Below are 20,759 nucleotides of genomic sequence, written 5' to 3' on the forward strand. Positions count from 1 at the left end.
GCACCCGGGACGTTGGGTGAAGGCGGATGCGGCTGGACTCAGTGTTGCAGCATTCCCAGGACACGCAGTTGCCCGGCCAGCTCATCACTGTTGCGCCACGGCAGGATCGGCGAATTGCCGCGCTCGTCCGGCGGGGTGTCCGGCAGCGCGTCGGACCCGCCACCTGCCCCTGCAAGCGGCAGCAGCGGCCGCTTGTGCAGCCAAACCTCCGAGATCGTGCAGGCGCGCCCACCGCTGACGATGCAGGCATCACCGGCAAGGGCCATGATCAGGTTACGCGCATCCCCCATGCCACAGGGCACCACCACCGTGGCCGGCCAGTCGGCCGGCGGCATGCTGCCTTCCGGGATGACGCTGGGCACCTGGCCACCAGCTGCGCGCTCGAACGCGTCGCTGCCAGGATCGGCACCGCCCAATATCGCCAACGGTGGTTTACGGAATGCGGTACGCATGGGCGGTTCCGAAGCCTCGGAAGGAAGGGTCACGTTGCCCTGCCCGCTGGAGCCGCACCATGCACCGATCACAAAACATTAACACGTTCATAAAATTCCCTTCACATTACTGGGGGATATCGCCATGCCTTGGCGTTAACGGCCTTGTTGTCCGTCAACCAAGGAAGTTGTCCGATGAATCACCCGCTGTACGGCCGTTCGTCCCGCTCCCTGTCGCATCGCCCGCTGGCGCTTGCCGTCGCCAGCTCGCTGCTGCTGGCCACCGCACTGCCAGCCATGGCCAGCGAATCACTCGAGGCCTGGCAGCAGCAGCGCCAGCTGCAGGCCGCGTGGGCGCAGCCCGCTGCCAGCACCGCACCTGCAACCACGGCCACGGCAGCTGCCGCCAGCAGCAACGCCGTTCTTGGCAATCCCGGCGATCCGGCCAGCTGGCGCAGCGACGAATTCAACGCCGATTGGGGCCTGGGCGCGATGGGCGCGGACTACGCCTATGCGCGCGGCCTGACCGGCAAGGGCGTACGCCTGGCGCTGTTCGACTCGGGCTCCGCACTGGCGCATCCGGAGTTTGCAGGACGCAATACCTCCAGCATCACCATCGGTGCCGACTGTGCGACGCCGGGCGTGGTCGCAGGGGCGGGCGCCTGCGGGCAGACCCGCGGCGAACAGCCCGGCTACAACTACTACGGACTGGGCGCCGGCGTTCCGGCCTCACTGGCGGCACGCCTGATCGCCGCCGGCCAGCCCTATGGCTTCAGCTACGCCGATCACGGCACGCATGTGCTTGGCACCATCGGCGCCAACCGCAATGGCACCGGCATGCATGGCGTGGCCTTTGGTGCGGATCTTACCGCCGCCCGCGTGTTCGGTGACACCTACTACGAGTGGCGCCTGGACCCGGACAGGTTCTATCGTCCGCGCGCGGTGTACCGCACCGATCCGGATGATGCCGCCACGCTGGACATGTATGCGCAGATCCAGGCGCAGGGTGTACGCGCCATCAATCACAGCTGGGGCATTTCCACGCGCAACATGACCGCCGCCGCGCTGGACCAGCAGTACGCCAGCATTGGTGCCGACTACGGCGTGTACGGCAGCATCTACGCCAACAACGGCGATGCCCCAGGCTCCACTCTCATCCAGGTGTGGTCGGCTGGCAACGGCAGCGGTGCGGTTGCCGGCATCACCGCCTCGATGCCGCGCTGGAAGCCCGAACTGGAACCGTACTGGCTGGCGGTCGCCAATGTCCGCCGGCCCGACGCCGCCGCAGGTGAAACCGACTACGTGATCGATGGCAGTTCCAGCATCTGCGGGGTTGCCGCCAACTGGTGCATCTCGGCCCCCGGTACCGATATCGTCAGCACCATCGTCTCCGGCGATATCCAGGGCCGCATCGAGAACACCTCCGCCTACGTGCGGCTGATCATCGACAGCGAGAACACCAACTACGTCTACGGCACCAAGACCGGCACGTCGATGGCCGCCCCCCATATCACCGGCGCCCTCGGCCTGCTGATGGAGCGCTTCCCGTACCTGGACAACGCCCAGGTCCGCGACGTGCTGTTGACCACCGCACGCGATCTCGGCGCGCCAGGCATCGATGCAATCTACGGCTGGGGCATGGTCGACCTGCGCAAGGCCATCGAAGGCTACGGCTCACTGCGCGTGGACACCAACGTGGTGATGAACCAGAGGGCCGGCGGCCTGAAGGTCTGGGAAGGCGATGCGTGGGACAACTGGACCAACGACATCGGCGGCCCCGGCAAGCTGACCAAATCCGGTATCGGTTGGCTGCGCCTGAGCGGCAACAACAGCTTCAACGGCGCCGTGGTGCAGGACGGCATGCTGGAGTTGAACGGCGCCAACACGCTCACCTCGGCGGTCGAGGTCCAGGGTGGCCGGCTGCTGCTCAACGGCAGGCTGGTCTCCACCGCCCTGACCACCACCGGTGGCGTCAGCACGGTCAGCACCAGCGGCGTGCTGGATAACAGCAACCTGGTAGTCAACGGCGGCGTGGTGTCCTTCAACGGCACGCAGACCGGTGGCACCACCACCGTCGGCGCCAATGGCCTGCTGAAGGGCGTCGGCACGCTCGGCAACACCCGCGTGGACGGCATCATCGCGCCGGGCAACTCGATCGGCACGCTGACCATCAACGGCAACTACGTGCAGGGCGCCACCGGCGTGTATGCGGCGGAGCTGGCACCGGGTAGTCGCAGTGACCAGCTGCACGTGACCGGCACCGCCACCCTCGGCGGCACCCTGGTCGCCCTGCCGGAACCGGGCGTGTATTACCTCGGCGAACAGTTCAACGTCCTGCGTGCCGACGGTGGCATCAGCGGCCAGTTCGCCAAGACCGACTTCAGTGCGTTCTCGCCTTTCCTGCAGTTCAGCCTGGCCTACGGTGCCAATGGCACGCGCATCGACGTTGCCCGTGGCGCTTCGCTGGCCACGGCTGCCAACACGCCCAACCAGCGTGCGGTGGCGGCCGCCGCCGACCTGCTGCCGATCGCCCAGGGCCTGCCCAAGCCGCTGACCCAGCTGTTCCCGCAGCAGGTCGGTGGCGTGCTCGATGGCCTCAGCGGCGAGCTGCATCCGGCCACGGCCATCGCCCTGGTCGAGGGCAGCCGCTACGTGCGCGATGCCGCGTTGTCACGCCGGGCCGGCGCCGCCGCACCCGGCAGCGACGTGGGTGATGCGACGGGCGCATGGGTGCAGGCCATCGGTGGCAACAGCAGGCTGGACGGTGACTTCAACACCGCCCGCACCGAGGCCAACAGCAACGGCCTGCTGGTCGGCATCGACCGCGAGTTCTCCGGCTGGCAGGTCGGCGTGCTGGCCGGTACCGGCCGTACCGACGTCAAGCAGCAGGACCGCCGCGCCAAGTCGAAGATCGACAACACGCACTTCGGTGCCTATGCCAGCCACACCTGGGGCGGCTTCGGCCTGCGCGGTGGTGTGGCGTGGAGCAAGCACGAGGTGAAGAGCACGCGTGAAGTCGCCTTCGCAGGTTTCAGTGACAGCCTGAGCGCGCGTTACGACGCCCGCACCCGCCAGGCCTTCATCGAAGCTGGTTATCGCTTCGGTGGCCCCGAAGCCGGGCTGGAGCCGTACCTGCAGGTGGCGCGCGTGGAAGTGGACCTCAAGCGCATCAGCGAACGCGGTGGAGCAGCGGCGCTGCAGGGCAAGGTGGACGACACCGGAACCACGATCGCCACCGCCGGCGTGCGCTTCGACAAGGGGCTGAAGGCTTCGTTCCAGCAGGACAGCTGGCTGCACCTGCGCGGGGGCGTCGGCTATCGTCGTGCCTCGGGGGATCGCAGCCAGGTCGCCAACCTTGCGTTTGCCAATGGCAGCTCCACGTTCGCGGTCAACGGCGCGCCGATCGCCGACAACGCGGTGGTGGCCGAACTGGGCCTGTCGGCGTGGCTCACCTCGCGCCAGCAGCTGGAGCTGGGCTACAGCGGCCAGTTCGGCAGCGAGAGCCGTGACCATGGTGCGAATGCACGCTGGTCCGTGCGTTTCTGATCTGTGCCTGCAGTGCGATGAAAACAGGAGGGGCGGCCCATCGGCCGCCCCTTCTGCTTGCGGGTGACGCTCTTTCAGCTCAGGCGCACAGCGCCTGCATGGCCTGCGCTGTGACCTCGACGATCTGCCCATCCACGATGTGGACGCTGCGACCCGCGCACGCCGCCAGCTCCCTGTCATGCGTCACCATGATGATGGTCATGCCGCCCTGGTTGAGCTCACGCAGAATCTCCATGACCCCCTGCGACATCTGCGAGTCCAGGTTTCCGGTCGGCTCGTCAGCCAGCAGCAGGGCCGGCGTACCCGCGATGGCGCGGGCGATCGCCACGCGCTGCTGCTGCCCGCCCGACAGTTCGCCGGGATAGTGCGACATGCGGCTGCCCAGTCCGACCTGGGCCAGTGCCGAGACCACACGCTGCCTGCATTCGGCTGCCGCCATGCCACGGTAGCGCAGCGGCACCTCCACATTGGCCTGGATGGTCAGATCCGGAATCAGGTTGAACGCCTGGAACACGAAGCCGATCTTCTCGTTGCGCAGCGCGCTGAGCGCCGCGTCGCGCATGCCGCCAACATCCACGCCGCCGATCGCGTAGTGGCCGCCGGAAAAGCCCTCGAGCAGACCGAGGATGTTCAGCAGTGTGGACTTGCCGGAGCCGGAAGGGCCGGTAATCGACAGGAAATCGCCCTCCTGCACCGACAGGTCGATGGAGCGCAATGCATGGGTCATGACTTCACCCACCTGGAACACTTTGCTGACGCCTTGCATCCTGAGCATGGGAATTCTCGCTTGCAGATGGAAGCAGCGACCGGCCAAGGCAGCTGCGGGACTCACAACGAACGGATGGCCGACACCGGCGCGATGGCCGCGGCACGCAGCGCCGGCAGCAGTACCGCCGCCTGGCCCAGCAGCAGCAGGATCACCGCACTCACCGGCAGGTACAGCAGTGGCAGGCGCGGCAGTTCGTAGAAGCGCATCAGGGTCAGGTTCATCGCGTAGGCCAGCAGAGCCCCGGCCGCGATGCCGATGGAGACAATCAGCAGGTTCTCGATCTGGAAATAGCGCATCACATCGGTGCGCGTGGCCCCCAGCGCGCGGCGGATGCCGATCTGCTTGCGACGTTGCTCCACCCAGTAACTGGCCAGTCCGACAATGCCCAGGGCAGTGGCAGCCAGCAGTGCGATGATGACACCGCCCAGCAGCCCCATCATGACCCGGTCACCTTCGAAATGCCGCTCGCGCAGTTCGGAGATCCGCCGGCTGCCCTCGACATCGAACACCACGTCCGGCGCGACACGGCGGATTGCCTGCTGCGCATCGCGCATTACGCGGTTCATGTCGCCGGCCTCGGCGCGCACCAGATAGCGGCCGGTCAGGCGCGGCCCCTGCGATGCGGGCACGATCACCGACCAGTCCGAGCCCTTGGCTTCACCGCGGCCGGGGCGGGATACGGCCATGTGCTCGACCACGCCGATCACCCGCAGCCGGGTGTCCATCGCCCACAGGCTCTTGCCCACGGCGTTTTCGCCGGGCCAGTAGCGTTGGGCCAGCTCCTGGGTGACCAGCGCCGGGGGATTGGCCGGCACCAGTTCATCGGTCGGTGCGAACTCGTCCGCACCGGGCATGCGCCCCCCCACCAGGTGCAACTGCAGCGCGTCCAGGGCCACGGCATCGGCCAGGTAGAAATCCAGAACACCGCCGGGCACCTGCTGGTCCTCGTCCAGGTTGACGCCGGCGCGTATGCCCGGGCTGCCGAACGGCATGGCACTGACCAGCCCGGCCGCCGTCACGCCGCTCAGCCCCCGCAATGCACCAACGACCCGCGCGTTGACATCGTTGGCGCGCTCGGCATCGATGCCGTCGAGCTGGATCACCCCCAGCCGTGACTCGTCCAGGCCACTGACCAGCTGCATTGCAGCGTTCCGCTCGATCATCAGGAAGATCGCGTTGCACAGCACGGCGCAGGCCAATGCGATCTCCATCGCGATGAGGAAGGTCGCCAGGCGGTGCCGGCGCAGGGCCGAAAGTACGATGCCGATCTGCATGGTGGTTCCTCTACAGAAGCTTCAGTTGGGCGATGGGCTGGACCGCACTGGCACGGATCGCGGGAATCAGGCTCGCCAGCAGGCTGGCCAGCACCGACAGCGCCAGGGTGAACAGCAGCATGGTGGTATCAAGCCGCGCCAGGTCCGCATAGGCCACCGGCTGGCTGCGCACCGCGCTCAGGCCGAGCCAGGTCAGCAACAGGCCCAGCGTGCCACCCAGTGCCCCTACCAGCGCGGCCTCGACCACGCACTGCAGGAAGATCGCCGCGCGGCTTGCGCCCAGTGCGCGACGCAAGCCGATCTCGCCGCTGTAGCGCAGGAACTTCGCCAGCAGCAGACCGACCACATTGGCAATGCAGATCCCGAGGAAGGCGAAGGCCAGGATGGCCTGCAGCTTCACGTCGCTGGGTACCACCTGGTTGAAGTCGAGCCACTGCATCAATGAGCGCAGCCGCGTGTTGTCGGCGTGGCTGATCCGGCCCAGGGCCTTCTGCTCAGCGGCATAGTTCTGCAGGAACCGCTGATAGGCGGCCACCTTGGCGGCGCTGTCCAGCTTGACCCACAGGTGTACCCAGACACACGGCGCGGTCTGCAGCCGGCCGCGCTCCTCCGGCGTGGACCAGCAGGTGAACGGCACGAAGTCGCCGTCATTGATCTCCAGGCTGGAGGTCAGCGGCATGAACAGATCATCGGCCGAGGCGAAGAAGCCCGACGTGTTGCCGCCGCTGAAGCGGCCGCCCCGCACCTTGTAGAACAGCGGCGAGGGCCGCCAGGGCGCGAGCACGCCCACGATGCGCATCGCGGTGTCCTTGACCCGCAGTGTCTGCCCCACACTGTCGCCCCCACCGAACATCTGCTCGTTGAGCTCCGACGAGATCACCACCACACGTGCGCGCGCGTCATCCTCCTCGCGCGACCACCAGCGTCCATGCGCCAGCGGCACCGCGAACATCGTCGCGAAGTCGGTGGTGGTGGAGATCGATGAGCGGATGACCGGTGGCGCGCTGCCCTGATCGGGCCGCAGCTTGACCGGATTGGCAACCACCAGTGTCTGCTGGTCCGCGCGCCCGGACGACCACAGGTCGAAGGCCGAGCGATAGTCCAGCACGTCGTACGGTTCGCGGCCCTTTGAGTTCGGATTGGCATCCAGCTGGGGGTAGTAGAGGTCACCGCTGCGCCCGGGCAAGGGATCGCCGGACAGCAGGTAGACCACGGTCAAGGTGGTCATGCTGGCCCCAATGCCCACCGCGATGGCCAGCACCATCAGGGCGGTGATGGCCTTGCTCCGCAGTGTATTGTGCAGCGCCACCTGCGCGCAGTAGACCAGCCTGCGCATGCCCGCACCCTTTTCTGCACCCTGTATCGACTTCATGTCATGCCTCTCCCCGGACGTGCACGGGCGTGACCCGTGCCGGTTGCCACATGGACCTGCCAAGTTCGTGTACGTGATCGAATCGGGCGCGGTAGGCCTCGGCGCCGTGCATGATCATCACCAGCATGCGGCCATGGCTGCGTGCGAAGATCGCGTCCATCGCAATCTCGCGGCTGGCCGTATCGAGGTTGGCGACCGGCTCATCAAGAATGTAGAGGTCGGCGTCCTCGCCCAGCACCATCGCCAAGGCGATCTTCTGCTGCTGCCCTGCCGACAGGGTTTCCGGCAGGCTGTCGGCGATCCCGTCGCCGTCCATCCCCAGTCGCGCCAGCAGCACCGGATCGGCGCCGAGGTCGCGCACCTTCAGCGGAGGGAACTGCAGAGGAAGCGTGATGGCGCGGATACGCGCCGGTCGCAGCAGCTGGCCGGCGACGGGCTGGAAGTACCCGGCCAGGACGTTGGCCAGGGTCGTCTTGCCGCTGCCATTGTCGCCAATCACCAGTGCACGTTCACCGGGTGAAAGGGCCAGGGTGAAATCCGAAAACACGGGAGTGGCGCCGTACCCGTAGCCGATCGACGTCGCCAGCAGACCACCCTCGATGTGCGTGGCCGACGCCGCGGCTGCCGGCGCGGTCATGAACTCCGCCACCCGCACCACCACCACACCGTGGCTGTGCATCTCGGCAATGTTCTTGAAGATGCCGATGAGCGTCGTGGCTGAGCGCCAGAAGGCGTTCATGAAGGCGATGAACGAACCCAGTGTCATCTGTTGGCGGAACACGAACAGTGCGCCGACGAAGATCGAGCAGACATCCGAGATCACCATCGTCAGGTCGCTCGCACCCTGCAGGGTCCTCACCACCCTGAAGCGCTGGTAGGTCGAATCCAGCACCTCGCGCAGGCTGCGGTCATGGGCCTGCACCGTGCTGGGGCCCAGGCCGAACGTACAGACCATCTTGAAGGCAGACACGGCCCGGGTCAGCAAAGAAACCAGTTCGGCCTCGCGGTCACGCTCCACCACGGTCAGCTCGCGGATGCGTCGGCCGACCAGCACGCTGACCGTGGTGGCGATGGGAATGATGGCCATCAGCACCAGGAACGCACGCCAGGAGATGATCAGCAGGGCTGCGATCAAGGCGACGAATGTCACCGCCTGGGTCAGGGTGGTGCGTGCGACCGACAGCATCGGCACCACGCCATCCTTCACGTCCGAGCGGATCCGCGCCACATAGTAGCCAGCCCCCTTCTGCACCACCTCGTCATAACTGCGGCCATAGTAGGCGGTCAGCAACGAGGTCCCGATCCGCTCCACGATGCGGTTATCCACGCGCTGCTGCCACAGCGCGCAGCTGTAGTTGCCCAGGTTGGTCACCAGGCACAGCAGCAGATATGCACCGGTAAGCAGCAGGAAGCGATTGAAATCCTGCCGGCTGGCGGCCTCGTCGAAGATCGCGCGGATCAGCAGCGGATGCAGCAGCCCGCCCAGTCCGCCGAACATCGCGGTGGTGGCGGCCACCGCAAGGTAGCGCCCGCGGAGGGGGCCGAGCAGGATCGCGAAGCTGGCGAGGATGGCGCGCACACTGTGCCGCTGCGCGGTCTGCTCGCGCTGAAGTGGCTGTCCGGCCGGGTGCGGGCGCGCATTCATGCAACCGCCGCCTGCCCCACCCCGACTCCGTCCACTTCCCGTACCACCGCGCCATGCACATCGAGTGCATCCAGGAAGAACTCATCCGGCGCCAGCGTGTCGTACCGATGCAGGGCGCGGATCACTCCGGCGATGCCGGTACCGTGGTCGAAGGAAATGCGGAACAGATTCTCGCCCGGCACCGCCGCCATTCCCTCCTCCTCCTCGAACAGATACAGATCGACGATGCCCTGGTACGGTCGCTCCGCCATCTGCAGGTACCTAGGGTCACCGGAGTAGAGATGGGCGTCGACAAACACATCCAGCATGCCCGACAGGCCATACAACAGGCCGCAGAAGCCGGAATACTTGCGATGGAAGTCATCCACCAGCCGATTCACGTCCTGCCACAGGCCGTAACGGATCGCGACCTTGGCGATGCCCGCAGTCCCCTGCTCCAGATAGGGTTCATAGGTGTTGACCTCTTCCGGTGAGCTGGGGAAGGTGGTCACTCCGGTCTCCAGCTCGAAGCCGTAGGAGAGATCGTGTCGCAGTGCCTGCTCGCCAAGCACGCGCCATGCCGGATCACCACTGAGCTGCGACAGCCTCAGCAGGAACAGCGCCACGCCGGCCTGGCCGTAACCCATGCCGATGCGGACGCCACCTTCGTCCTGCCAGTAGGCACCCCGCTCTCCGTGGTGGACGGTGTCTGCAAGCCGCCGCGCCAGCGACAGCGCCCTGTCGAGATGCCCGGGCAGGCCGGTCGCGTGATGCATGGCCAGGTGCGCCATTCCGATACCCGCCATGCCGTGATAGAGCGAGTGATGCGCATGCAACAGGTCACTGCCGTCAGCGCTGTCGAGCAGGCTGCGGGCCAGTTCCACCTCGCCACGCAGCAGCGCCGACCAGGCGATGCCGGCAAGGCCGGTGAGGAACCCCGGCGGTAGCGATGTGCGATCCAGGGCCTGCAGCTCCTGCGCATAGCGCTCCATCACCGCCGGCGACGGCTGATGACCCACCCCATGGAAGGCGTGGATCACACCGGTCGCCCCCAGACCAAGGCTCATCGTGTTGGTGGAGTGCGAGAACGGATCAAGTGGGAACAGCGTCCGCTCCGGCTGCAGCCGGCTGTGTGCATCCATGAACGCGAGCAGCCGCCGGATACACTGGCGCGGCGCCGGCAACGGGCGCTGCGGCGACGAGAACGGCGCCTGCAGGGTCGCCGGCTGCTGCAGCAGCTGTGCGGCCTCTTCCAGGCCGATACGGTCGTCCACCAGCGCCTGGATGACCTCGGCCACTGGCGTGTGCTGCCAGCCGATATCCTCCATCATCACCGGCAGCACCTTCTGGAACAGGTCGGTACGGATGTAGGCCATGGCCATCAGCGGGAACAGGCAGTAGAACATCACCACCGCGGTCGCATAGCGGTCATCCCTGAAACAGCTGGCGCGCTTGCGACCCTTCATGATCCGGCGGAATCCGGGCGTGTGGATGTCATCCCACTCATCGCTGCCGTCCAGGAACGCGGCCTCCAGATCGATCAGGCGCACACGCATGTTGCTGCGGTCGACCATGATGTTGGACGGCGAGATGTCACCGATCACCACTCCCACCTTGTGTGCGCGGTCGACCGCGCGAAGCAGACCGGTGAAGATGGTCACGCACATCCCGTAGTAGTCACTACCATCGCGTGCACTGGGACGGGCCTTCATCAGCGGCGAGTGCTTGAGCATCAGCTCGCGAAGATCGAATGCATCCAGGCGCTCTTCCACCAGATAGCTGTTTTCCCAATCGGTGAATGCATCCAGGCAGCGCGGCGAGGCGCCCACCGGGCCCAGCAGTTCCAGATTGCGTCGTTCGCGTGCCAGCCGGCTGGTGGCGTCGAGCCCTTCCCCGTGCATTTCCACATGCGGCCGCGCCTCCTTGATGACCACTTCCTCCCCGGTGACCTGATCCAATGCCAGGTAGACCCCGCCCGTGTTGGAGAACCCAAGCGCGGCCTGCACCTGATAGCGGCCCTCCTTCAACGTCATCTCGCCGGGATCATCCTCGCTGGGGAACGGGTCGGTTTCCCAGGCAGGCACCTCGAAATAGGGATTGCGCAGGTCGGGAACATGGCTGCCGTCGGGCGCGACCAGCATCGGCACCTTCTGGCCGATGAAATCAAGCCGGTACACCTGGCGCATGCCGCCATAGCGGTAATACAGGCAGCGGCAGTCCTTGTAGCGTCGATCAGACAGGATGTACGAGCCATCTTCGTCCTTCAGCGCCCCATGCAGCTGCTCGATGAAGCGCGTGAAGACCGCAAGGTCCAGCGGATAGAGCGTGATGAACTTGCCCGAGCCACCGCGTGGCCAACGCTTGGAGCTCATCATGCGCATCGTGTTCATGTCATTGGCGAACTTGAACTTCACGCGCTCGGCCAGGGCCATCCGGGTGACGGTGCGCAGCAACCGCTGGCAGTTCTCCTGCGTGGCTGAAACGTGGATCTTCCAGCCTTGCGGCGGCAGGTTGCCGGCGACCGGGTCGCCATGCGTCGCCAGGTGCGACCAGACTCCGATGCGATGGATCGTCCACGCCATGCCGGCCGCCTCGATCTCCGCTTCAACGATACTGCGGAAATCTTCGCTGGGCCGGTACTGGTTGTAGCTCAATTCGTAGAACCGCTCGTCGCCCCCCACATAGGCGGCCTTGTCCATGTGGCGTGCTTCACGCAGTGATCGTTGACGCGCTGACATCGTCTCTCCCTGGTCGGTTCCACGGCTCATTTGCCCGGTGCACACATCCGCGAACGCCTCGCACATGCGCGATGGATGCATTGCGGGCGCTCCAGCCTGCAGGCATCGCAAAATGCGGAATGCGGATTCCCTGCCTGCTTCATTCGTAAGCACGGCGTGAAATCCGCCGGCTATCGCTGCAATGCAGCCGCCCGGAATGTCCCTGCAGATCGATGATTGCCACCGTACCTTGCCGCTACATTGCGCAGGCGATTCTCATTCCACAATTGACTTGACTCATTCCAATCGGCAATGCCATTTTCCATCCGCCACGTATAGACCGGGGTTCTTCAGCAACTGCAACAGGGCTTTGAGATTGCGTGGTGCAATCGCGCAGTGAATCATTTCATTGCGTAACGCGTGGGAGGCACGCATGCCTCCCGATCCCATGTACGACTAAGGAGAGTTGATATGAATCGCGTCCTGAATCTGCAGCGCCTGATGATCGAAAACCAGCAGGAAAACCTGGGCAACAGCTGCAGCAGCTCCGACAGCAACTGCTGCAACGGCTAAGCCTCTCCGGCTTGCCTGAGGTGGTGGTGCGCGCCCACCACCTCGACATCTGCCACAGCGTGATGCACCGCCACGTGGCAGGTCTCCATACGACGTAGAGATCGCTTGGCAGGCAGCCGTCCGCTGCCCGCGCTGCGCGTCCTGCATCTGCCAATGCCAGGACAGGCATCCCGGGGGGGGGGATGATCAGCCAGCTGCAGCACGTGCTGCAGCCGTGACCATTGCTCGGCCCCGCTGCGACCTCACCACCATGACGGACGCTACGCAGTGCGCCTGCACGCCCGCCGGATCCAGCAATCAGGAAAAGACGCAGCATGCGCATCCTCGTGGCCATGGACGACGCCGAACTTGCACAGGCGCTTCGCAACGTATTGCAGAGCCGCAACATGCTGGTGGACCTCGTGGCAACCTGGTCACTGGCCAAGGCCGCGGTACACGCCGTGGAGTACCGCGCCCTCATTCTCGACCGCTGGCTGCCCGAAGGCGATTCACTGAAGCTGGTGCAGATCGTGCGCGGCTTGCGTACCTGGCTGCCCATTCTGCTGTTGGGGCGCCACAACCACGCTGCCGACTGCATCGCTTGCCTGGATGCCGGTGCCGATGACTACCTGCCCACGCCGTTCGAGTTCGACGAACTGGCCGCGCGGCTGCGCGCGATTACCCGGCGCCTCGACGCTGATGCCGGCCACATTCTGAGAATCGGCAATTTCACGTTCGATTTTTCCAACCGCATGGCATTGGTAGGCGGTGCGCCCCTGAGCCTGCCGCGCAGCCAGCTGCTGCTGCTGGAAGCGCTTTGCGCCCGCCAGGGCCGGATCGTCCGCCATGAAGTGCTGAGTGCTGCCGTGCACCTGGCGGGCGCCGACGGCGGTACCACCGTGTTGGATCCGCACGTATCACGCCTGCGCCGTGCCCTGCGCTCGGCCAGTGTCAGCATCGAGTCCAAGCGTGGGCTGGGCTACATGCTGAACGACGACGCGGCCTGATCAAAGGCCATCGGCGCGGGCCGCAAATGCAACAGCCGGGGCGGTAAACCGCCCCGGCTGACAGTCCCGCTGATTGGGCCGACCGCTGCGGTCAGGCGGCCTTCATTGCGTGCTTTCGCGCACGCATGACGTTGTGGCACTCCTGCACTTCCGGAAGCAGCTGGGTCACTTCCTGGCGCACGGCCGGCGGCAGCTCGTTGTCCTGCAGCACATCCTTGAACGCGCCCAGCAGGCGGTCCTCGGATTCTTCAAGTTCAGCCACGTAGCCATAGTTGGTGTCACCGAACGCGGCTCGAACCTTGCCGTAGAACTGCTGCATCGAACCGACCACGGTGCCATGTTCGGCCGGCTTGCCACCGCTGGCGGCCACTGAGCCGCTCAACGCCGCCACGATGCGGCCCTTGACGCCAGCGATGCGGGTGAACAGTGCCGACAGCTCGGCATCCTTGACCTTGGTGGCCGCTTCTTCATAGAACGACTTGCCATCGCGGGCGATTTCGATCAGGTCGTTGAGGCGATGTTCGATGGTGGACTGGGTGCTCATGGCGTCGCTCCTGTGTGCTCGAAAGTCAGTGGAGAATGGCAGTGCACCTGCATTGCCTTCGACCCCACTGTGTGCAATCGCGTGTGCCAACCAGGTGAGCACGAATTGATGCACGCATCACCATGCGAAACACCTGCTGACTTCGTCATTTCAAGCATCGTCGGCTTTCACGGAATCTGAGCGCGTTGCACGCTTTACCACGGTGCGGTGACGATGATCAGAGTGACCAGCAGCGCGATTGCCAGGATCACCAGCAGCACGTGCCATTGCTTCCAGGTGGGTCTCGGCTTTCCAGGCGTATTCATCGATGGGCTCCTGCGCGGGCGGGGAATGGGGTTGCCAGACTGAAGCGCAACGGCATCGCACAACGTCGACGTGAGGTGCACGTTTCGTGCAGACCTTGCTGGAATATCGGGCCGCATCGGCCTTCCGCACCCGCGCCTGGCGGCATATTCAGCAAGTACCACACCCGACACCGCCAGCAGGCTGCCACCCAGCACCCCATCCGCTGAGTAACTCACCCAGCAGCAGCACCGCCAGTGCGGTGGTCACGATCGGCACCAGGCTGAAGAATCCCGAAACGCGCGCCGCGCCCAAGCGCGAAAGACCGGTCATCCAGCTGAGGGGGGCAAGGATCGACGCACACACCGCAGCGAAACCGAAACAGCCCACCGCGGTCAGGTTGTTCACTCCGGCAGCTGCAGCGGCAGCAGGATCAGCGACGCCGCCGTGGCCTGCAGGAACAGTGACTCCAGCACCGTCAGCGGAATCTTCCGGCGCAGCATCATCACGATGCAGGCGGCAAATGCACGGCCGAATCCGTGGCCGAGATCGCGCAGCGGCCTCACATGAGCGTGCGCACGCTGGAGCGCATGGCGCGCAGTGAACTGGGCATGTCACTCGGCGGCCGGCGTGGGCGTGTGAAGTTCGTGCGCGCCACCGAGGCGCTGTGCACACGCAAGCCGATCAGCCGCATCGCCGGGGAGCTGGGCTATTCAGGCGTCAGCGCGTTTGCCGAAATGTTCAAGCGGCACGCGCAGTGCACGCCCGATCAGTATCGGGAGCAGCATCGGGCCGGGTGAAGGCCCGCATCGAGGGCTGTCGATTTCCCGCCCCGTCGCTCGTCGGAACAGGAAAGGCAGGCCCATCGGCCTGCAGGAGCGCTCCAATGCCACCGATCCTCACCGCCTTCGCCACCTCCCCCGACCGCGGCCAGGGCCTGGCCCGTGACATGCGCGTGCGCTGGGCGCTGGAGGAACTGGCCGTGGCCTATGACGTACAACTGCTCAGCTTCGCCGAGCTGAAGCAGCCCGCGCACCTGGCACGGAATCCGTTCGGGCAGATTCCCACGTGGCAGGAGGGCGACCGGACCCTGTTCGAATCCGGCGCCATCGCCCTGCACCTGGCCGAACAGCACGCCGGCCTGCTGCCGCGCGATCCGGACGCCCGCATGCGCGCGATCATGTGGGTGTTCGCTGCGCTGAACACGGTGGAGCCCCCCATCGTGGAGCGTTCCATGGCCTGGGTGCTTGAGCGCGAGCAAGCCTGGTACGCGCAACGGCTGCCAATGCTCGATGAGCGGGTCCGGACGCGGCTGGCCCAACTATCGACGTGGTTGACCAGGACAACGTGGCTCGACGGCGAATTCAGCGTGGGCGACCTGATGATGGTCTCGGTGCTGCTGCGCCTGAAGAGCAGCGGCCTGCTCGACGAGTACCCACAGGTCGCCACCTATGTGGCCCGGGCCATGCAGCGGCCCGCCTACCAGCGTGCGTTTGCTGCGCAGCTGGCGGTTTTCCAGGACGCCTAGCGCTGCGCCTCCTCCCAGATAACAAGGGGCCAGCAGTCACGCAGGCCCCATGCGTTACTTCAATCGACGCGATCTCCAGTTCAGGTAACCCCGCCAGCCAAAGGGAGCACTAAAAAGCGCAACCGCGCCGCACGCCAGCAGGCCGTTGAACATCCAAGGGGTCAGCTCCGGGGAACCTGCCGACATGGATGGAAACACGAACCCGCATAGCAGTGCTCCCACAAAGGAAGTACCGAATATGACCGTGGAACCCAGGCCTGGTGAAACTCGCATCGATCTATTCCTCATCAGTTCCGGTTGCAGGTCACCTTGACCTCGGTCAGCCTGATCGTGCTGGTGCAGGTGACAGACTGATTGCCCGCCCCCGTCACCGGGACACCGATGTTGTTGAGCGCATTGACGAAGCTTCCCATATCGGTGGCATTCCCATTCGGGAATTCGAAGCGATGCGTAACGCCGCCTCGCCCCTCGCTCAACTGTGTAACGCTAAGCGGAATGGAGTTACCGAACCTGTCCTTGTAAAGGAGGGCGTTGGGCTCCCAGCGACGGTTGATCATGCTGTAGTTGTAGGAAGCGGTAGACCCATCAGCATAGCGGATCTTCTGCGGCGCCCAGACATCGATGCCAAGCGAGTACGCGCCGGAAGCCAGGTAGATGTAAGTCTCGAAACGCTGCCCCAGATGCTGGCTGACCGCATCCCTTCTCTGCGGATTCTGGATGTCATCGTACACATTGGTCGGGTAGCCGGGCTCAGACAGGCTGATCACCGATTGAGCGACTATGCGCTTGAACTGAAGATAGTTGATCGCCGGTTGCTCGACCGGGAGCTCGTCGATGATGACGAAGGGTTCGCAATCCATCGCGCCGGGTTCCATTTTGTCGCAACGGATGCCGCCTTCACGATCACGCATGACGCTGAACTTTCGTGCCATGTTGCCCGATGGATTCAGTATGTAGAGGATCCTGTGCGACGGCATACTTCATGAGCATCGCGCGCCACACGCGATGTCACTACCACTTTGAAGGATTGAGAGCGCTTGCCATACCCGGCACTTCTCCCGCAGCGACGACACTGTCAGTGCAACCTGCGCCGGCAGGCGGCCTGCACCAGCATCAGCTGCGCCACCAGGACCAGCATCGCGCAGCCCGACAGCAGCCACGGATCGATGTACCACTGTTCGTTGAAACTGAAGTCGCCGGCGGAAATGCGCTTCCAACCGTTGAAGTGCTGCATCGCCGCCACCACGAACGCGAAGGCGCCCGCGCTGTACGACAGCCAGGGCACCACGATGCCGCCCGGGCGCGCGAACAGCGTCAGCAGGCCCAGCACGCCGATGACCGTGCGTTGCACGCGGCAATATGGGCAGACATAGGCCATCCCGCTCCATTCCACCGCCCAGGCCAGCAGGCTGACCAGCACGGCCGCGGCCGCGGCGGTATACAGCATCGTGGGCGTGATCGTCCTGCCTGCATCGTGTGCCATCCCGCGCTCCTTCGTTCAAAGACCCCGGCAGGGTAGCAGCGTGGCAGGTTCAATCCTTCTTGAAGACCGTGCGCTTGCCGATCGGGCTGCCCTTGCGCGCCGTCGGTCGCGCCAACCCGGGAATCAGGAAGTCGGTGACCTTGTGGCCCTTCTGGATCCTGGAAGCGAGCCAACGCGGCATGCGCCCGCGGCCGGACCAGGTCAGCCGCTTGTATTCCGGGTCTCGGTATTTGGCGGCCACTTTGCCGGTTCTGCGCCGTGCCGGTTTCCGGCTGGGTGCGCCCGCTTCGATGGCTTCATCGCCAAAGAGTTCTTCGAGGGTATATCCCGCTTCCGCCGCGGCGGCTTTCAGCATACGCCGCACCGCGCTGGCAGGACGGCGGTTGGAAATCAGCTGCTTCCGCTGTTCAGCGGCAACCACCAAGGCGCCCAGCTCCCGCAGGCTGAGCGATTCAATATCGATCGTCATGCTGGAAAGGTCTACTGCCGCGCGGTGCCTGTCAAGGCGGCTTGCCCCCGCGTAGACACGGGCTTCACTGCGGGTGGGCTCCGATCGCCTTCGTCGGCCATCCCCGAGGACATCCCTGTGAGCACCTCATCGCATTCGCTTGCCTACCTGCTTGCGCGCATCCTGCTGATGGCGCTGTTCCTGGTCTCCGGGCTGGGCAAGCTCGGCGATCTCAGCGGCACCCAGGCCTATATGGAAGCCATGGGCGTGCCCGGCATCCTGCTGTGGCCAACGGTCGCCTTCGAGATCGGCAGTGGCCTGTGCATCCTGCTCGGCTTCCAGACCCGGCTGGTGTCGATCGTGCTGGTGGGCTTCAGCCTGGTCACCGCTTTCATCTTCCACCACAACTTCGCCGACCAGACCCAGCAGATCATGTTCCTGAAGAACCTGGGGCTGGCCGGTGGGTTCCTGCTGCTGGCCTGCACCGGGGCTGGGCGCTACAGCATCGACGGGCGCGGTCGGCGCGGGTAAGCCTCGATTCGGAGTGTGCACCCGCTAGCGGCGAAGTTCGGCCTCTGGCGCCAGCGTGTGGATCACCTTGCCCTGTGCATGCAGGTACTCGATGGCACCGTAACCCTCGGCCGTGAGGGCCCGGCCAGGTTGAAGGCGCGCTTGTACTGCAGGCCATCGATGATCGGCGCCAGCGTCTTGACCTGGGTGATTCGCCAACGTCGGACGCGAATGCCCGAACGCATTGCGATGCAGCCAGAACGAAGAACGCACAAGCACTGCGCATCATGCGATCTCCTGTCGGGATCGGAATCAACATCCGCACGCCCAGCATGCCTGTGGTCGACGACCCCGCGCGGTGACACCGGCATGCTGGCGATGGATCGACACCATCCCGTCAACCACGGCCCCCCGACGTCGGCCTTCCCCCTGTGCACGCCGCCGGATACGGAAATGATCCCGGCATGCGGACGGGGACATGCCGACAATGCTCTGGAACACCTTGCGGAAGGCGCTCACGTCGTCGTATCCAACTCTCACTCGCGCGGCGTTGGATTACCTGTCCCGCTGCGAGTCCGCACCGTCACTCGAATTCTTAACTCTTCAGAATTCGACCAAGCCACCTTTGTCCCAGATGGCCCACAAAACAGCATGATGGCGCCCTACGGATTCAGGGATTTCGTTCATCTTCATGCGTGACATCGGACAGTTCTACGTAATCAGCGTCGAGGGAGTGACGCGGGCAGACGGCACCCTGCTGCAGGTCACCCGAATCGATTGCTCCTGCATCAAGTGTTCCTGGCAGTTCAGGGCCATTCCCAACCATGGCCTTGTCGATCTCGACGGTGCGGCTGCCCTCAGTTGCCCAACCTGCGGCAATCACCAGTCAGTCAGCCGCGCACGGCTTGAAGAGCTCAATCGACGCAGCGACGAATAGCCTGCACTTCAACCATCCATCAACACAGCACCGACACGACCGATACCCGGTGGGCCCTATCGTTCGTCAACAAGCACCCCCCGGCATTCCCATGAGTCATACCGGCATTTTTCAGATCACCGATCTCACCTACAAGGCTGGGGAGCAGGGCGACCTGGCCCGCGCACTGCAGATCGTCGCCACCTGCACCGCCTGCGGATCGACGAGCGTGTGGGACGAGCATGAGATGGAACACGTTGCCGGTGGAACCGTGCTGTCATGCCGTGGCTGTGGTGTCCGCCAGGCCATCAGCAACGCGCGCCTTTCTGGCTGCGCTTCCGACATCCGCCATCCGCGCCGCTGAGCGGCGCGCAGTTCGTACTGCGTAGCCGCCGGCAGGGGCAGTCGTTCACTCGGCTTTTACAAGGCTGCGACGTTTCAAGCGACAACGCGCACTGATGCATCTGCCTGCATCCAAGGGCCGCGCCAGCGCGTATGTAGGATGCCCGCGCCTTGCGGGCATCCTATAGAGGAACGCGCCGTGAAAGCCCTTCAGCGGATAGCCGCCACAGTCAGCTTCGCCGTACTCGTCTCAGCCACTTCAATGAGCTTCGCCGCCAGTACCGTGATGGTCGGCGGAGCGGAGATGTATCCCACCAGGACCATCGTCCAGAACGCCATCAACTCCAAGGACCACACGACCCTGGTCGCTGCGGTCAAGGCAGCGGGCCTGGTCGATACCCTCAATGGCGCCGGCCCCTTCACCGTCTTCGCGCCCACCAATGCAGCCTTCAGCAAGCTGCCCGCAGGTACGGTCGATACGCTGGTGAAACCTGAAAACAAGGCACAACTGACCAAGATCCTGACCTACCACGTGGTGCCAGGCAATTACAGTTCAGCGCAACTGATGGCCGATGCCAGGAAGCACGGCGGCAAGGCGACGCTGAAGACCGTTGAAGGTGAATCCCTCACCGTCGCACTGCATGACGGCAAGCTGTGGGTCATCGATGCCAAGGGCGGCAAGGCGGGGATCAGCGTTGCCGATGTCGGCCAGTCCAATGGCGTGATCCACGTGATCGACACCGTGTTGATGCCGAAGTAGTTGCAAGCAGCAGGACGAGCACATGCGCGGCAGCCGCATCGCGGCTGCCGCCGTCTCCTCCCATGAATCAGCATCGCGGCTGCGGCGCTACCTGATGTATCAGGAGCGTGCAGCGGCGTTGGGGCCTTTGTATCCCTGTCAGTCAGAAGGGGGCCTTGAATTCCAGGTGATTGCCTGACGTCGTAGATCTCGCATTCGGTTGGGTCCATCGGTTCCCAATGCTCGCTCGCCAGCTCAAAGAAGGCAGCGGGTACCTCCATGGGGAACGTTGCGCCTTTCTCGCGATTGCGCTGGCGGACGCGATCGAATGTCATGCGGGGTATCCAGGAGATGCACCACCAGATCGTGGGCTGCCGACGACTCAAGAAAGGCACTGAGACCGAAACCCAAGTGCCACCTTCTTTCTGGTCCCATCAGAATTCGAATCAGGAACCAAGGAATTTTGAGGCTTCCAGAGGGCTTCCACGCGTCTCCACAGACCTTCCCGCTGCAAACCAAGCCGCTGATTCTTCCAAGCCGCGCGACCATCTTCGCTCATTATCGTCCACCTCTTTCCGCTGACAGAAGGTCGCCGAGCGGTCGCCATTGGGCGCAATGAAGGGATGCTCAGAGACAACGAACTAGCCACCTTACCGATCGGCCAATAGGCCGCAG

Annotated in this window: 21 protein-coding genes and 1 pseudogene; 10 read left to right on the forward strand and 12 right to left on the reverse strand. The window is 64.7% G+C overall.

What is annotated here, in order from left to right:
* Nucleotides 1-38: 38 nt before the first annotated feature.
* Nucleotides 39-452, reverse strand: a complete 414-nt coding sequence (locus AC5P6H_RS02360; RefSeq protein WP_049439235.1) for an SLOG cluster 4 domain-containing protein — start codon at nt 450-452, stop codon at nt 39-41.
* Between the two features lie 174 nt (nt 453-626).
* On the opposite strand from AC5P6H_RS02360, the gene AC5P6H_RS02365 reads away from it, so the two are divergent.
* Nucleotides 627-3,977: an autotransporter domain-containing protein gene (locus tag AC5P6H_RS02365; RefSeq protein ID WP_478426127.1), complete on the forward strand. Its 3,351-nt coding sequence runs from the start codon at nt 627-629 to the stop codon at nt 3,975-3,977.
* Between the two features lie 79 nt (nt 3,978-4,056).
* On the opposite strand, the gene AC5P6H_RS02370 is transcribed toward AC5P6H_RS02365, so the two are convergent.
* The 5 genes from AC5P6H_RS02370 to lanKC are packed head-to-tail and all read right to left on the reverse strand — an operon-like array spanning nt 4,057 to nt 11,754.
* On the reverse strand, nt 4,057-4,752 hold the full coding sequence (locus AC5P6H_RS02370) for an ABC transporter ATP-binding protein (RefSeq protein ID WP_227864600.1): 696 nt from the start codon (nt 4,750-4,752) through the stop codon (nt 4,057-4,059).
* Nucleotides 4,753-4,805: 53 nt separating this feature from the next.
* Nucleotides 4,806-6,020 (reverse strand): FtsX-like permease family protein, encoded by a 1,215-nt coding sequence (locus tag AC5P6H_RS02375; RefSeq protein ID WP_032958343.1) that lies wholly within the window; start codon nt 6,018-6,020, stop codon nt 4,806-4,808.
* A 10-nt stretch (nt 6,021-6,030) separates the two neighbouring features.
* Nucleotides 6,031-7,392 (reverse strand): ABC transporter permease, encoded by a 1,362-nt coding sequence (locus AC5P6H_RS02380; RefSeq protein ID WP_425604375.1) that lies wholly within the window; start codon nt 7,390-7,392, stop codon nt 6,031-6,033.
* Nucleotide 7,393: 1 nt separating this feature from the next.
* Nucleotides 7,394-9,037, reverse strand: a complete 1,644-nt coding sequence (locus tag AC5P6H_RS02385; protein WP_495202284.1) for an ABC transporter transmembrane domain-containing protein — start codon at nt 9,035-9,037, stop codon at nt 7,394-7,396.
* A complete protein-coding gene (gene lanKC, locus AC5P6H_RS02390; protein ID WP_495202285.1) occupies nt 9,034-11,754 on the reverse strand; it encodes a class III lanthionine synthetase LanKC in 2,721 nt (906 codons plus the stop codon). The genes AC5P6H_RS02385 and lanKC overlap by 4 nt, the downstream gene beginning before the upstream one ends.
* 450 nt (nt 11,755-12,204) lie before the next feature.
* On the opposite strand from lanKC, the gene AC5P6H_RS02395 reads away from it, so the two are divergent.
* Nucleotides 12,205-12,306, forward strand: coding sequence for a class III lanthipeptide (locus AC5P6H_RS02395; RefSeq protein ID WP_014038605.1), 102 nt, complete (start codon nt 12,205-12,207; stop codon nt 12,304-12,306).
* Between the two features lie 314 nt (nt 12,307-12,620).
* A complete protein-coding gene (locus AC5P6H_RS02400; RefSeq protein WP_142235130.1) occupies nt 12,621-13,292 on the forward strand; it encodes a response regulator transcription factor in 672 nt (223 codons plus the stop codon).
* Nucleotides 13,293-13,383: 91 nt separating this feature from the next.
* Here the strand turns inward: AC5P6H_RS02400 and AC5P6H_RS02405 are convergent, their stop codons facing one another.
* The 3 genes from AC5P6H_RS02405 to AC5P6H_RS02415 all read right to left on the reverse strand — a co-directional run bounded on the left by AC5P6H_RS02405 (nt 13,384) and on the right by AC5P6H_RS02415 (nt 14,684).
* Nucleotides 13,384-13,836 carry a PA2169 family four-helix-bundle protein gene (locus tag AC5P6H_RS02405; RefSeq protein ID WP_014648535.1) on the reverse strand — a complete coding sequence of 151 codons (453 nt, stop codon included), beginning with the start codon at nt 13,834-13,836 and terminating at the stop codon, nt 13,384-13,386.
* 453 nt (nt 13,837-14,289) lie between these two features.
* Nucleotides 14,290-14,526, reverse strand: a complete 237-nt coding sequence (locus tag AC5P6H_RS02410; RefSeq protein WP_495202286.1) for an EamA family transporter — start codon at nt 14,524-14,526, stop codon at nt 14,290-14,292.
* Entirely contained in the window at nt 14,523-14,684 is a 162-nt protein-coding gene (locus AC5P6H_RS02415; protein ID WP_346601667.1) for a hypothetical protein, read from the reverse strand. Before AC5P6H_RS02415 ends, AC5P6H_RS02410 begins: the two co-directional genes overlap by 4 nt.
* Between AC5P6H_RS02415 and AC5P6H_RS02420 the strand changes: the two are divergent.
* Nucleotides 14,649-14,918, forward strand: a pseudogene (locus AC5P6H_RS02420) (helix-turn-helix domain-containing protein); the annotation flags it as partial. The gene AC5P6H_RS02415 and the pseudogene AC5P6H_RS02420 sit on opposite strands and share 36 nt — an antisense overlap.
* An 86-nt stretch (nt 14,919-15,004) precedes the next feature.
* Entirely contained in the window at nt 15,005-15,646 is a 642-nt protein-coding gene (locus AC5P6H_RS02425) for a glutathione S-transferase family protein (RefSeq protein ID WP_495202287.1), read from the forward strand.
* Between the two features lie 287 nt (nt 15,647-15,933).
* Here AC5P6H_RS02425 and AC5P6H_RS02430 read toward each other — a convergent pair whose 3' ends face one another.
* The 3 genes from AC5P6H_RS02430 to AC5P6H_RS02440 form a co-directional block, all read right to left on the reverse strand.
* Nucleotides 15,934-16,557 carry a hypothetical protein gene (locus AC5P6H_RS02430; RefSeq protein WP_227864596.1) on the reverse strand — a complete coding sequence of 208 codons (624 nt, stop codon included), beginning with the start codon at nt 16,555-16,557 and terminating at the stop codon, nt 15,934-15,936.
* Nucleotides 16,558-16,721: 164 nt separating this feature from the next.
* Nucleotides 16,722-17,129, reverse strand: a complete 408-nt coding sequence (locus AC5P6H_RS02435) for a hypothetical protein (RefSeq protein ID WP_014648538.1) — start codon at nt 17,127-17,129, stop codon at nt 16,722-16,724.
* 49 nt (nt 17,130-17,178) lie between these two features.
* On the reverse strand, nt 17,179-17,598 hold the full coding sequence (locus AC5P6H_RS02440) for an H-NS histone family protein (protein ID WP_041863852.1): 420 nt from the start codon (nt 17,596-17,598) through the stop codon (nt 17,179-17,181).
* A 117-nt stretch (nt 17,599-17,715) separates the two neighbouring features.
* Between AC5P6H_RS02440 and AC5P6H_RS02445 the strand changes: the two genes are divergently transcribed.
* From AC5P6H_RS02445 to AC5P6H_RS02465, 5 genes are all read left to right on the forward strand, one after another.
* Nucleotides 17,716-18,108: a DoxX family protein gene (locus AC5P6H_RS02445; RefSeq protein WP_032958324.1), complete on the forward strand. Its 393-nt coding sequence runs from the start codon at nt 17,716-17,718 to the stop codon at nt 18,106-18,108.
* Nucleotides 18,109-18,778: 670 nt separating this feature from the next.
* The gene (locus AC5P6H_RS02450) at nt 18,779-19,024 is read left to right on the forward strand and encodes a hypothetical protein (protein ID WP_014648541.1); all 246 of its coding nucleotides are present in this window, start codon (nt 18,779-18,781) and stop codon (nt 19,022-19,024) included.
* A gap of 91 nt (nt 19,025-19,115) precedes the next feature.
* Complete coding sequence (locus tag AC5P6H_RS02455) at nt 19,116-19,367, forward strand: hypothetical protein (RefSeq protein WP_014648542.1); 252 nt, start codon at nt 19,116-19,118, stop codon at nt 19,365-19,367.
* 177 nt (nt 19,368-19,544) lie between these two features.
* The gene (locus tag AC5P6H_RS02460) at nt 19,545-20,105 is read left to right on the forward strand and encodes a fasciclin domain-containing protein (RefSeq protein ID WP_111206688.1); all 561 of its coding nucleotides are present in this window, start codon (nt 19,545-19,547) and stop codon (nt 20,103-20,105) included.
* Between the two features lie 22 nt (nt 20,106-20,127).
* The gene (locus tag AC5P6H_RS02465; RefSeq protein WP_495202288.1) at nt 20,128-20,283 is read left to right on the forward strand and encodes a hypothetical protein; all 156 of its coding nucleotides are present in this window, start codon (nt 20,128-20,130) and stop codon (nt 20,281-20,283) included.
* The last annotated feature ends 476 nt before the right edge of the window (nt 20,284-20,759 follow it).

The sequence above is a fragment of the Stenotrophomonas sp. YJH_SMC_110 genome (assembly GCF_059369255.1).

Bases quoted from the DNA above. Each gene is read 5' to 3' on its own strand.
- AC5P6H_RS02360 (WP_049439235.1), bottom strand. From the start codon at position 452: ATGCGTACCGCATTCCGTAAACCACCGTTGGCGATATTGGGCGGTGCC.
- AC5P6H_RS02365 (WP_478426127.1), top strand. From the start codon at position 627: ATGAATCACCCGCTGTACGGCCGTTCGTCCCGCTCCCTGTCGCATCGC.
- AC5P6H_RS02370 (WP_227864600.1), bottom strand. From the start codon at position 4,752: ATGCTCAGGATGCAAGGCGTCAGCAAAGTGTTCCAGGTGGGTGAAGTC.
- AC5P6H_RS02375 (WP_032958343.1), bottom strand. From the start codon at position 6,020: ATGCAGATCGGCATCGTACTTTCGGCCCTGCGCCGGCACCGCCTGGCG.
- AC5P6H_RS02380 (WP_425604375.1), bottom strand. From the start codon at position 7,392: ATGAAGTCGATACAGGGTGCAGAAAAGGGTGCGGGCATGCGCAGGCTG.
- AC5P6H_RS02385 (WP_495202284.1), bottom strand. From the start codon at position 9,037: ATGAATGCGCGCCCGCACCCGGCCGGACAGCCACTTCAGCGCGAGCAG.
- lanKC (WP_495202285.1), bottom strand. From the start codon at position 11,754: ATGTCAGCGCGTCAACGATCACTGCGTGAAGCACGCCACATGGACAAG.
- AC5P6H_RS02395 (WP_014038605.1), top strand. From the start codon at position 12,205: ATGAATCGCGTCCTGAATCTGCAGCGCCTGATGATCGAAAACCAGCAG.
- AC5P6H_RS02400 (WP_142235130.1), top strand. From the start codon at position 12,621: ATGCGCATCCTCGTGGCCATGGACGACGCCGAACTTGCACAGGCGCTT.
- AC5P6H_RS02405 (WP_014648535.1), bottom strand. From the start codon at position 13,836: ATGAGCACCCAGTCCACCATCGAACATCGCCTCAACGACCTGATCGAA.
- AC5P6H_RS02425 (WP_495202287.1), top strand. From the start codon at position 15,005: ATGCCACCGATCCTCACCGCCTTCGCCACCTCCCCCGACCGCGGCCAG.
- AC5P6H_RS02430 (WP_227864596.1), bottom strand. From the start codon at position 16,557: ATGCGTGATCGTGAAGGCGGCATCCGTTGCGACAAAATGGAACCCGGC.
- AC5P6H_RS02435 (WP_014648538.1), bottom strand. From the start codon at position 17,129: ATGGCACACGATGCAGGCAGGACGATCACGCCCACGATGCTGTATACC.
- AC5P6H_RS02440 (WP_041863852.1), bottom strand. From the start codon at position 17,598: ATGACGATCGATATTGAATCGCTCAGCCTGCGGGAGCTGGGCGCCTTG.
- AC5P6H_RS02450 (WP_014648541.1), top strand. From the start codon at position 18,779: ATGCGTGACATCGGACAGTTCTACGTAATCAGCGTCGAGGGAGTGACG.
- AC5P6H_RS02455 (WP_014648542.1), top strand. From the start codon at position 19,116: ATGAGTCATACCGGCATTTTTCAGATCACCGATCTCACCTACAAGGCT.
- AC5P6H_RS02465 (WP_495202288.1), top strand. From the start codon at position 20,128: ATGCGCGGCAGCCGCATCGCGGCTGCCGCCGTCTCCTCCCATGAATCA.